General features: G+C 44.4%; 11 protein-coding genes. 8 read left to right on the forward strand and 3 right to left on the reverse strand.

Features of this window, described 5'->3' with window-relative positions; all coding sequences use genetic code 11:
• The first annotated feature begins 38 nt into the window (after positions 1-38).
• The 3 genes from ilvD (at position 39) to L2764_RS15810 (ending at position 4,866) form a co-directional block, all read left to right on the forward strand.
• On the forward strand, positions 39-1,883 hold the full coding sequence (ilvD, locus tag L2764_RS15800; RefSeq protein WP_248941229.1) for a dihydroxy-acid dehydratase: 1,845 nt from the start codon (positions 39-41) through the stop codon (positions 1,881-1,883).
• 57 nt (positions 1,884-1,940) lie between these two features.
• Positions 1,941-3,485: a threonine ammonia-lyase, biosynthetic gene (gene ilvA, locus L2764_RS15805; protein WP_248941230.1), complete on the forward strand. Its 1,545-nt coding sequence runs from the start codon at positions 1,941-1,943 to the stop codon at positions 3,483-3,485.
• A 250-nt stretch (positions 3,486-3,735) separates the two neighbouring features.
• A complete protein-coding gene (locus L2764_RS15810; RefSeq protein ID WP_248941231.1) occupies positions 3,736-4,866 on the forward strand; it encodes a pyridoxal-phosphate-dependent aminotransferase family protein in 1,131 nt (376 codons plus the stop codon).
• A 17-nt stretch (positions 4,867-4,883) separates the two neighbouring features.
• On the opposite strand, the gene L2764_RS15815 is transcribed toward L2764_RS15810, so the two are convergent.
• Both L2764_RS15815 and L2764_RS15820 read right to left on the reverse strand, forming a co-directional pair.
• Positions 4,884-5,612, reverse strand: coding sequence for a c-type cytochrome (locus tag L2764_RS15815; protein WP_248941232.1), 729 nt, complete (start codon positions 5,610-5,612; stop codon positions 4,884-4,886).
• Complete coding sequence (locus tag L2764_RS15820) at positions 5,609-6,061, reverse strand: dirigent protein (protein ID WP_248941233.1); 453 nt, start codon at positions 6,059-6,061, stop codon at positions 5,609-5,611. The genes L2764_RS15815 and L2764_RS15820 overlap by 4 nt, the downstream gene beginning before the upstream one ends.
• Before the next feature lie 259 nt (positions 6,062-6,320).
• Between L2764_RS15820 and L2764_RS15825 the strand changes: the two genes are divergently transcribed.
• The 5 genes from L2764_RS15825 to L2764_RS15845 all read left to right on the forward strand — a co-directional run bounded on the left by L2764_RS15825 (position 6,321) and on the right by L2764_RS15845 (position 10,701).
• Entirely contained in the window at positions 6,321-7,688 is a 1,368-nt protein-coding gene (locus L2764_RS15825; RefSeq protein ID WP_248941234.1) for an MFS transporter, read from the forward strand.
• A 90-nt stretch (positions 7,689-7,778) separates the two neighbouring features.
• The gene (locus L2764_RS15830) at positions 7,779-8,513 is read left to right on the forward strand and encodes a single-stranded DNA-binding protein (RefSeq protein WP_248941235.1); all 735 of its coding nucleotides are present in this window, start codon (positions 7,779-7,781) and stop codon (positions 8,511-8,513) included.
• Between the two features lie 505 nt (positions 8,514-9,018).
• On the forward strand, positions 9,019-9,192 hold the full coding sequence (locus L2764_RS15835; RefSeq protein WP_248941236.1) for a hypothetical protein: 174 nt from the start codon (positions 9,019-9,021) through the stop codon (positions 9,190-9,192).
• 463 nt (positions 9,193-9,655) lie between these two features.
• Positions 9,656-9,979, forward strand: coding sequence for a protease inhibitor I42 family protein (locus tag L2764_RS15840; RefSeq protein WP_248941237.1), 324 nt, complete (start codon positions 9,656-9,658; stop codon positions 9,977-9,979).
• Positions 9,980-10,350: 371 nt separating this feature from the next.
• Positions 10,351-10,701: a hypothetical protein gene (locus L2764_RS15845; RefSeq protein WP_248941238.1), complete on the forward strand. Its 351-nt coding sequence runs from the start codon at positions 10,351-10,353 to the stop codon at positions 10,699-10,701.
• A 95-nt stretch (positions 10,702-10,796) separates the two neighbouring features.
• Here the strand turns inward: L2764_RS15845 and L2764_RS15850 are convergent, their stop codons facing one another.
• Complete coding sequence (locus L2764_RS15850; RefSeq protein ID WP_248941239.1) at positions 10,797-11,060, reverse strand: hypothetical protein; 264 nt, start codon at positions 11,058-11,060, stop codon at positions 10,797-10,799.
• Positions 11,061-11,204 lie beyond the last annotated feature (144 nt).

Here is an 11,204-nt window from a genome sequence, read left to right on the forward strand (position 1 = left end):
ATGATCAGGCTACTGCTCTCATAGATAGGACAATCGCAATGCCAAAATTACGTTCAGCTACCAGTACCGAAGGTCGTAACATGGCAGGTGCTCGTGCACTCTGGCGCGCAACGGGTGTAAAAGATAATGACTTCGGCAAGCCGATCATCGCTATTTCAAATTCATTTACTCAGTTTGTCCCCGGACATGTGCATTTAAAAGACATGGGTGCTTTAGTTGCGGGCGCGATTGAAGAGGCCGGCGGCATTGCAAAAGAATTTAATACCATTGCCGTCGACGATGGTATTGCGATGGGCCATGGTGGCATGCTTTATAGTTTGCCTTCTCGCGAACTGATCGCCGACAGTGTTGAGTACATGGTTAATGCGCATTGTGCCGATGCCTTAGTGTGTATTTCAAACTGTGACAAAATTACCCCCGGCATGCTAATGGCGGCGCTGAGACTCAATATTCCAGTGGTGTTTGTTTCGGGTGGCCCAATGGAAGCGGGTAAAACCAAGCTTTCGGGTAATATTATTAAGCTGGACTTAGTCGATGCGATGGTCGCGGGTGCTGACGATCGCGTCTCAGATGAAGACAGCAAACAAATTGAGCGTAGTGCGTGCCCGACTTGTGGTTCTTGCTCAGGAATGTTTACCGCTAATTCAATGAACTGCCTGACTGAAGCGTTAGGCCTATCGTTACCGGGTAATGGCTCTATGCTGGCGACACATGCCGATCGCCGTGAACTCTTCTTAGAAGCCGGCAGGCGAGTGATGGATCTCGCCACTCGTTATTATAAACATGATGATGAGTCGGCTTTACCACGCAATATCGCTAATTTTAAAGCCTTTGAAAATGCCATGACCTTAGATATTGCCATGGGCGGCTCAAGCAATACGGTATTGCATTTAGTCGCGGCGGCCCACGAAGCGGAAGTTGACTTTACCATGGCTGATATCGACAGATTGTCACGCCTTGTGCCGCATCTTTGTAAAGTGGCGCCATCAACGCCTAAATATCATATGGAAGATGTGCATCGTGCTGGTGGCGTGATGGGGATTCTCGGTGAGCTTGATAGAGCGGGCCTTATACACAATGATGCTTATCATGTTGCGGGCGCTGATTTAAAGGAGGTGTTGGCCAAGTATGATGTGGCTCAGAGCCAAGATCCTGAGGTGCATAAATTTTTCTCAGCAGGCCCTGCTGGGATCCCAACCACGAAAGCCTTTAGCCAAGACTGTCGCTGGCCGAGTCTGGATATCGATCGCGAAGCGGGTTGTATTCGTAAACGTGAATTTGCCTTTAGCCAAGAAGGTGGCTTAGCCGTATTATCGGGCAATATTGCCCTCGATGGTTGTATTGTTAAAACGGCGGGAGTGGATGAAGAAAACCATCTCTTTGTTGGCTCGGCTCGGGTGTATGAGAGTCAAGATGATGCGGTTGCAGGGATCTTAGGCGGTGAGGTTGTCGCCGGCGATGTGGTGGTGATCCGCTATGAAGGGCCGAAGGGCGGACCGGGTATGCAAGAAATGCTGTATCCAACCAGCTATTTGAAATCGCGTGGACTGGGGACGCAATGTGCTTTGATCACCGATGGCCGCTTCTCTGGCGGCACCTCGGGTTTATCGATTGGACATGTTTCACCTGAAGCTGCAGCGGGTGGCACCATAGGATTAGTGGAAACCGGTGATCGTATTGAAATTGATATCCCGGCACGCTCGATTACATTGGCCATCAGTGATGAGGTATTAACGGCGCGCCGTTATGCGATGGATGGGCGTGGTAAGGAGGCGTGGACACCGGTTGGTCGTGTAAGACAGGTCTCTGCAGCCCTTAAAGCTTATGCGCTGTTAGCCACCAGTGCCGATAAAGGCGCGGTGCGTGACTTGAGTATGTTGTAGGTCTTTCTTTGTTTGAGGGCTGAGCCTTAGGTTCATGCCCTGCTATTGAGGTTTAATATGCTAGCGTTAGCTTCACAGTCACAATTAGAATTGGCGCAATATTATCTACAGAAAATCTTATTAAGCTCTGTTTATGATGTGGCCAAGGTGACGCCTCTTTCGAGTTTGAATAAGTTATCGGCTCGTTTGGGTTGTCAGGTTTTTTTAAAGCGTGAAGATTTGCAACCGGTGCATTCGTTCAAGTTAAGAGGCGCTTATAATAAGATTGCCGAGTTAACAGTGGATGAATGTCAGCGAGGCGTCGTGTGTGCATCGGCAGGTAATCATGCTCAAGGCGTGGCGATGTCAGCTGCGGCGAGAGGCATTAGTGCGGTGATTGTGATGCCCGAAACTACGCCGGATATTAAAGTTGATGCTGTGCGCCGTTTAGGCGGTGAAGTGGTATTACACGGTCAAGCCTTTGATATGGCCAATGCTCACGCGCAGTTTTTAGCTAAAAACCAAGGCCGTGTGTATGTGTCTCCGTTTGATGATGAAGCGGTGATTGCGGGTCAAGGCACCATCGCGCAAGAAATGTTGCAGCAGCAACGTGATTTAGAAATCATATTTGTGCCTGTGGGCGGCGGTGGACTCATTGCAGGCATTGCGGCTTATTATAAAGCCGTGTTGCCACAAGTGAAAATTATTGGCGTTGAACCTGAAGACTCGGCCTGCTTGAAAGCGGCATTGGATGCCGACGAACGGGTGGTGCTGGATAAAGTGGGCTTATTTGCCGATGGGGTGGCGGTCAAACAAATTGGCGCCGAGCCTTTTAGATTAGCGCGCGAATATGTGGATGATGTGATCACGGTTTCGTCTGATGAAATTTGTGCGGCGCTGAAAGATATTTTTGAAGATACTCGCGCCATTGCAGAGCCTGCTGGGGCCTTGTCTTTGGCTGGGCTTAAGAAGTATATGGGTGATAGTGGCAAAGGCGAGAAAGTGGCCGCGATTTTAAGTGGCGCGAATGTGAATTTTCACAGTCTGCGCTATGTCTCTGAGCGCTGTGAACTGGGTGAGCAAAAAGAAGCGATTTTAGCCGTTAAAGTGCCTGAAAAACCGGGAATATTTTTGCGCTTTTGTGAATTGCTCGAAAAGCGGGTGATGACAGAATTTAATTACCGTTTCAATAGTCGTGATAAAGCCGTGGTGTTTGCTGGGATTAAACTCTCTTCGGGCCAAAGTGAACTCGAGGGGATTGTCACTAACCTCGAAAATGAAGGCTTTGAAGTGCAAGACTTATCCATGGATGAAACGGCAAAATTGCATGTACGCTACATGATCGGCGGACACCCCAGTGAAGAACTGACTGAGCGCTTGTTTTGTTTTGAGTTTCCTGAGCATCCAGGTGCCTTATTTCAATTTTTGACGACATTGCAAAGTCAGTGGAATATCACCTTATTCCATTATCGTAACCACGGCGCGGCTTTTGGGCGGGTACTGGCCGGTTTTGAAGTGCCTGAAACGGATAATTTAGCTTTCCAGCAGTTTTTAACCAAGTTAGGCTTTGAATATAAAGAGGAAACAGCTAATCCGGCTTACCAGTTGTTTTTAACCCATTGAGCCGATTGGGAATAGCATGGTTAATTAAAGGTTAATTTGTTGAAAAGAGCCGCCTGATGTTGCATTCAGAAGTGGCTCTTTTTTGTTTTCGTCCCTTGTGAGTCGGCAGCGAAGATCAAGACTTTTAGCGTTTCGATAGGATCCAAGACTATTTTTTAAGCTTGTGGTATTTTATTGTCGATTCATTTTTTATGTCCCGTTCATTAATCGCTTTTAAGCACCCGTTGTCTTGTTTTTATAAGGAAATATTATGTTACTCGCTCCTTCCATTCAGCCTTTTTTTCCGCCTCAACGCACGTTAATGGGCCCCGGTCCTTCCGATGTGTATCCGCAAGTGTTAGCGGCGCAAGCCAAGCCGACCATTGGCCATCTTGATCCCTTGTTTGTTGGCATGATGGATGAGCTTAAGTCACTGATTAAATATGCGTATCAAACCACGAATGCGATGACACTGGCGGTATCGGCGCCCGGCTCGGCGGGGATGGAAACCTGTTTTGTGAATTTGGTGGAGCCCGGTGAAAAGGTGATTGTGTGTCGTAATGGCGTGTTTGGCGATCGGATGCGTCAAAATGTCGAGCGCATGGGGGCTATTGCGGTGGTGGTGGATAACGAATGGGGAGAGGCAGTTGATGTTGATGCACTTGAATCGGCGCTAAAAGCGCATCCTGACGCCAAATTTGTCGCCTTTGTCCATGCTGAAACGTCAACGGGGGCATTATCAGATGCTAAAGCCCTTTGTACGTTAGCAAAACGCCATGATTGCTTGACCATAGTGGACGCGGTGACCTCGCTTGGGGGCGTTGAGCTTAGAGTCGATGATTGGGGCATTGATGCCGTCTATGCCGGGAGCCAAAAATGTTTATCTTGTGTGCCGGGACTCTCACCGGTGTCTTTCTCGCCTGCGGCGGTTGAGAAGCTCAAATCGAGAAAAACCCCAGTGCAAAGCTGGTTTCTCGATCAAAGTTTGGTCATGGGTTATTGGAGTGGTGAGGGTAAACGTAGTTATCATCATACGGCACCGGTGAATGCGCTTTATGCCTTACATGAATCTTTACGCTTATTGGCCGAAGAAGGATTGGAGGCCGCTTGGCAACGCCATCAAGATCAACATTGGGCTTTACGTCAAGGGTTGGAAGAACTGGGGCTTAAATTTGTAGTGCCAGAAGAGGTGAGGTTACCGCAACTCAATACGGTTTTGATCCCAGAAGGCGTGGATGATGCGCAGGTGCGTCAGCGTTTATTACAAGAGTACAATTTAGAGATAGGTGCCGGACTGGGCGCGTTCGCGGGCAAAGCGTGGCGCATTGGCTTAATGGGCTATGGGGCAAAGCGTGAAAATGTCAGCCTTTGTCTTAAAGCGTTAGCGGATGTATTGAATTAATTTGCTCTCAGTGTGAACTAGTCTGGATTCATAATCACTGGTTTGGGAGCTGTTTTCATACGTTGAATATAAGCAGCAAGCTCTCTGATCTCATTGTCAGAGAGCTTTTTGGTGATCATTTGCATTGGACTGCCCATTGATTTGTCGGTGGTTCGCTTTCCTTGTTGGTAATGTTGGAGCGTCATGCGGATATAGCGTGCATGTTGCGCCGTTAATTGAGGCGCATTTTTTTGTGGAGAGCCCTCACCATAGGAACCATGACAACTTTTACATGGGGCTATATCGCGTTTCTCATCTCCTTCCTGATAAAGTTTTTCACCTTTACTCGCCCATATTGCGTCGACGTGTCTGGAATGGATTAAGGTATCTATCGTGGGATCAATGTTTTTATTGATCTGCAAAGTTTGCATAGAGAAATAGGTGGCGATTTGATGTATCTCACTGGGAGAGTAATCCATCATGACTGCTTTCATTTCATCTGTTTGTCGTGCCCCCGATTTAAAAGCTAACAGTTGTCGCTGTAGATAGTCAGTATTTTGTCCTGCTAATGTTGGTGACTGTTTATGGTATTGGTTGGTTATTGGGGGATTACCGTCGATGGCGTGACATTCAGCGCAAGCATAATGGGCATGTTCTCGGGTCTGTGTGATTAAAGACACATTATCACTCGATGTCGCTTGTGCGACACCACAGATGTTAACCATTATTAATAAAGAAGTGATGACGGAGGGGCTTTTTTTTATCATGGCAAGGTATAAGTTAATATTTGTGTGAAGGTGCCATCGCCATTACTTTTTGATTCCATATCACCGGTAATATAACGATAATCCCCTGTGCCACCGACAATCGCAATGTAGGATACTCCCTCGTCATATTCGCGTCCTTGTACTTGAATAGTGCCGTTTTTTAAGGAGAGTGTCCATTGACACTGTAAGCTGTGATTAAGGCGTGTCCTGACGCAAAAACCGCTATTAGTGCCCATTTTTTTACCATTGCTATCTAACAATGGCTGATCAAAGACATATTGATCGCCTAGTGAGTTGCCTGTGGGGAGAATATCGATGAATACCGCTGGGGCAGTCTTTGCATCGGCAATAGTAATGAGAGTGTATTCTTTGGCGTATACAGCAAAGGAAGTGATACATGTTATTGTAATTAACAATAAATTCATTAATGTTTTTTTGTGTGACGTCATTAAGGGGATCTCTTTTTACCGCATTATGGGGGGGGAGTTCACTCGCTTGAATTGATGAGTATAAGCTGTGAGTGGTAAGTTGACTATGATAGCGTTAACGTTATTTCATTTTTTTGGTTGGTAGTGGATTTTAAGTCCTTTTTATTCGGGCCATGTCCCTTGAAGTTGAATATAACCTGACTTTACTTTTGGGCTAATGAAAAACTTCATGATAAACTGCGCGATCTAATTTTTCATGTTTGGTGATCAGGGCAGAATAATGATCGGTACAGGACTTTCAAAGACTGAGAAAAGAGTCGCATTTTCTTTAGCCAGTGTGTTTGGTTTACGCATGATGGGCTTATTTATGATCATGCCTGTATTTGCGCTTTATGGACAAGATTTAGTCGGCTTCTCACCACTCTGGGTGGGGATCGCCATTGGTGCTTATGGCTTAACCCAAGCCATGTTACAAATTCCAATGGGCATACTGTCTGATAAGTTTGGCCGTAAACCCATCATCCTCATAGGATTGTTTATCTTTGCCCTCGGTAGTTTGCTGGCGGCCAATGCCGATAGTATCTACGGGGTTGTTGCGGGACGGGCACTACAAGGTGTGGGGGCCATTGCCGCCGCGGTACTGGCTTTAGCCGCAGATTTAACCCGCGATGAGCAGCGCACTAAGGTGATGGCGGTGATTGGCATGTGCATTGGCTTTTCTTTTGCATTGTCTTTACTGGTGGGGCCTATAGTGGCCCAGTTTATCGGTTTATCCGGCCTTTTTTATATGACGGCGATATTGGCCGTGATTGGCATGCTTATCGTGCAATGGTTAGTGCCTAACCCGATATTTCATGCGCCGAAAGGCGATACCTTAGCCGTGCCTGCTAAACTCAAGCGTATGCTCAAAGATCCGCAGCTTATTCGACTGGATGCGGGGATTTTTATTTTACATCTGGTATTAACCGCCGTATTTGTGGCGTTACCACTGGATTTAGTGGATGCAGGACTGGTGAAAGAAAAGCATTGGATGCTCTATTTCCCGGCTTTTATTGGGGCGTTCGTACTCATGGTGCCGCTGATCATTATCGGCGTAAAGCGTAACAACACTAAAACCATGTTCCAAGTGGCGTTGTTGATCATGTTACTTTCTCTAGGGATAATGGCGACCTTTTCTCATGATTTGACATTATTAATGGTTGCCATCGTACTGTTTTTTACTGGGTTTAATTACCTTGAAGCCTCACTGCCGAGTCTGATTGCAAAGTTTTGTCCTGTGGGGGATAAAGGTTCAGCCATGGGGGTGTATTCCACCAGCCAATTCTTAGGGGCTTTTTGTGGTGGCCTTATCGGTGGCGGAGCGTATCAATATCTGGGGGCAAGTGGGGTATTTATTGCCGCCTCGGTGTTGATTATCGTTTGGCTGTTGTTGACCTTGGGCATGAAAAAACCTGTGATGTTGAAATCTTATACACTTGAAGCCAATATCGATGATAAACCATCCGCTAAGTTAATGGCAGCTCAACTATCAAAGCTCAATGGTGTGGTTGAAGCCATGGTGGTACTGGAAGAAAAGGTGGCTTATTTAAAAGTAGATGCGCATTTCGATTTGAGACAAGCGCGAGCTGTGTTAGGCTCTACCGAATAAATGTGAGTAGCCTTAACGTACTCGTTTTTACCCTAATGAATGACGCGAGATCAACAGATCCGTTTTTATAAGCAATTGCAGGAGATTTCAATGGCCAGTCGTGGTGTCAATAAAGTAATTTTGGTCGGTAACTTAGGAAAAGATCCTGAAGTACGCTATATGCCGAATGGCAACGCAGTAGCCAACTTTACAGTGGCGACCAGCGAAACGTGGAAAGATCAGCAAGGTCAACAGCAAGAACGTACCGAATGGCATAACATTGTCATGTATCGTCGTCTAGCTGAAGTGGCGGGTGAGTACTTGAAAAAAGGCTCTAAAGTTTACCTTGAAGGTAAATTGCAAACCAGTAAATGGCAAGATCAGCAAACGGGTCAAGATCGTTATAAAACCGAAATCAATGCGAGCGAAATGCAAATGCTCGATAGCCGCGGACAAGGTGGCGGTCAGCAAGGTGGTGGCTATGGTCAACAAGCGCCTCAACAGGGCGGCTATGGCCAGCAGAATAGTGGTCAACAGAGTGAGGCTCTGCAAGCTCCACAACAGGGTGGTTATCAACCCGCACCTCAAGCTGCACCACAGCAAGGGGGTTATGCACCTCAACAGCAAGCCGCTCCTCAACAAGGAATGCAGCAGCAAGCCGCGTATGCACCTAAGCCTCAAGCCGCGCCACAGCAAGCAGCCAGACCTGCACAGTCCGCGCCTCAACAGCGTCCTGCACCGAAGCCTGTTCAGCAAGCCGCTCAACAGCCAGCGCAACAACCTCAGCAAGCCCAAAACTTCACGCCAGATTTGGATGATGGTTGGGATGATGATATTCCTTTCTAGGTTTTCGTGCCTAGATTTCACGTTTAGATATTAATCGTAGCGATTAGTGTTTAGGCGAATTGATAAAAAGTCCTGCGTGAGCAGGACTTTTTTCGTTTTAGGTGAAAAACTGAATACCGCTTATTTCGGTTTATTAAGCTGTGCTTAATGGAAGGTCGTGGTTTTCCACGCTCATTGGCTGCTAGTTAATTATTTCATTTGTATAAAGTTAATTTGCTTGAATCATCAATGTTCATGGAAGCGAATTGCTGCCGCAGGCTCTTGTGCAAACACGTTTGTGACACTGCGCAAGTATATCCCTATAGCCTCGGCCGTGACATCCTTGTTACGGACGGTCACAGCCGCGTTTACACTGGATTTTTAAAAGCAAAATAGTGGGTTTCTGTTAAGTGGGCATTTTGAGTAAGTTAGGTGATTTTATCGTTTTATTACGTGAGAAATAATCTTGGATGTCTGAGTTTTACTCCAGACGCGTGAAGCCCTTGCCGCCCGTAAGGCTTCCGGTATGATCCTCGGTCGCCCTAAAGGCCCTGCAATCAATACTAAGCTGGATAAGCACCGCAAAGCCATTGTCGAGTATTTAGAGAAGGAACTTAGCGTTCGCTCCATCGCCAAGCTGATCGAAGAGCCTGCGACAACAGTGAATGATTATATTCGCAGACATGGGTTGCGAGGGTGAGATAGAGAATGGTGATAGTGAGATCAATCATGGAAAATAATCACACTACGAAAAAACCTCAGGGACAATGTCCGCTAGGGTGGGTTGTGACCTATTTTTCGTGAGTATTTAAGCAACGGGTATTATGGTAAATAGTTAACTTAGGGAGTTACAAGTGGGTGATGACCGCAGGGCAACCGCATGAACGTTTGACTAGCAGTATTTGAGTCTTTTCAATGCGCAATCTGTATGGCTATCACCCTAACCAATGTATTTACCGCCAAACTTTGTATGATAACTGAACGTTACAGGTAATACCCACTCATGCGGTTCCCCTTATTTATAACCCTACGAATATGAGTTGTAAAAAGAGTTTTCACTATTGATATTATTTTTACTTGTTTTTTTAAATGCTCTATATTTATAGGGGATTTATACAAGGTCATAAATATATAAACTTAAAAACAATTAAGGAGACTCAAATATGTCAATAATTAATAAAGAAAATTTATATCTTACTGTAGGTGAACCTATATCATTACTATTACCAGGGAATTTGTCGACAGGATATTCTTGGTATTTAAGAGTTAAGCCTGATGAACTATTACTTTTTTCTGCTGTATATGCAACTAATCCTCACTTACCTGGAATGGTAGGTGTTCCTGGAAAAGTCGAATTCGACTTTCTTGCTAATGCCACTGGTATTGATATGGATTTAGAATTTGTGTACATGAGAGCTTGGGAAACAGATCCTGTACAAATTATGAAGTATAAAGTTACGATAAATCCTAATAAAAATAATATGTAATATTAAATAGTCAACCAAAATAGCTGCGTGATAGCGAACGATGACGTGCGCAGATATTTGCTTTAGAGCTCTAGCCTTTTATTCTAAAAAACACCAAGTTTCATTTAAGACTCGATCTTGTATGAAAATCCAATCCTAGAGGGGTAGACAGCTGTTATGGCAAGTTAGTAATGTCACATAGTTGGGCAAAGTAGTCATGTCACATTATAAGTAATTGGATATAAATAATATCTCTACTAAACTTTTTATGTCAGGTGTTTTATAGACACTTGATATCCACTTCAATGATTGTCAGTTGCCCTCTTTGTTCAGGGCTTTTTTATGATTTTCATGTTAGATATATCAAATTTTTAGATGCGAATGGAATATAGATGAATTCACAATATATTTTTACTATTCAATTGAATAAATTATGTATTTTAGCCGAAAATGCTCAAAACGATTATGAAAAAGCCTGTGTCTTTTCGGCTACTGAATCACTCGTATTAAGGTTTTTAAAAAAAGATAATTTACCCCATCGTGTATCTGAAAAAATTTACCTCATTCGATACCATATCAGCGCATTTTTAGGTTATGACGACCCAAATGATTTGTCCGCTAACGACCATATTCATCAAGCTATTGTAATGACTAATGAGCTTATTGATATAATTGAAAAAATGAGATTAGATTTTGATAAAAAAGATAAACCATCTGTTTTTTTTAAAAGGAAAAATCGATAACACTTTAAATGACCTGCTCCCAATCCCACTTATCAACAGCCCTCTTGTTCAGGGCTTTTTTTATGAATGAATCATTAGTTATTAATCGATTACACTTAGTGGAAATTGATCTGCTTTTCACAATTGGTTTTTAATTCATATAATCGTTCAAGCGATAAACGGTGATATTTCATATTATTTGTTGCTTGTAACTGTCCTATACTACGGCGTAACTCTGCTAACGGAAAAACAATATCTTCTCTTGTCATATGTAATGATAAGCGTTTCTGAAGCTCATCGATAAACAGTAAGGGATCGCCTCTACCATGAGCAATATAATTATCCAATTCACCGAGTATTTCATCAAACAATTCATCCATAGCATTTATCCTTTTTCATTCGAAAACAACTTGTTACAAAAGGCGCTTTTTGTAAAAAGTGAGATAAGTAAGGTATAGTCCCGATAGGGTTTACAGTAAAGCAGGATCATGATGTTCAACGGGCGAAATGTAAAAAGTGAGATT

It is taken from the genome of Shewanella surugensis (genome assembly GCF_023284005.1).
Taxonomy (GTDB): domain Bacteria; phylum Pseudomonadota; class Gammaproteobacteria; order Enterobacterales; family Shewanellaceae; genus Shewanella; species Shewanella surugensis.

What these genes read in the sequence shown, in the direction of transcription:
- L2764_RS15820 (WP_248941233.1), bottom strand. Translation starts at nt 6,061, where the DNA reads ATGACGTCACACAAAAAAACATTAATGAATTTATTGTTAATTACAATA.
- L2764_RS15815 (WP_248941232.1), bottom strand. Translation starts at nt 5,612, where the DNA reads ATGATAAAAAAAAGCCCCTCCGTCATCACTTCTTTATTAATAATGGTT.
- L2764_RS15850 (WP_248941239.1), bottom strand. Translation starts at nt 11,060, where the DNA reads ATGGATGAATTGTTTGATGAAATACTCGGTGAATTGGATAATTATATT.
- L2764_RS15830 (WP_248941235.1), top strand. Translation starts at nt 7,779, where the DNA reads ATGGCCAGTCGTGGTGTCAATAAAGTAATTTTGGTCGGTAACTTAGGA.
- L2764_RS15845 (WP_248941238.1), top strand. Translation starts at nt 10,351, where the DNA reads ATGAATTCACAATATATTTTTACTATTCAATTGAATAAATTATGTATT.
- L2764_RS15840 (WP_248941237.1), top strand. Translation starts at nt 9,656, where the DNA reads ATGTCAATAATTAATAAAGAAAATTTATATCTTACTGTAGGTGAACCT.
- ilvD (WP_248941229.1), top strand. Translation starts at nt 39, where the DNA reads ATGCCAAAATTACGTTCAGCTACCAGTACCGAAGGTCGTAACATGGCA.
- L2764_RS15810 (WP_248941231.1), top strand. Translation starts at nt 3,736, where the DNA reads ATGTTACTCGCTCCTTCCATTCAGCCTTTTTTTCCGCCTCAACGCACG.
- L2764_RS15835 (WP_248941236.1), top strand. Translation starts at nt 9,019, where the DNA reads ATGATCCTCGGTCGCCCTAAAGGCCCTGCAATCAATACTAAGCTGGAT.
- ilvA (WP_248941230.1), top strand. Translation starts at nt 1,941, where the DNA reads ATGCTAGCGTTAGCTTCACAGTCACAATTAGAATTGGCGCAATATTAT.
- L2764_RS15825 (WP_248941234.1), top strand. Translation starts at nt 6,321, where the DNA reads ATGATCGGTACAGGACTTTCAAAGACTGAGAAAAGAGTCGCATTTTCT.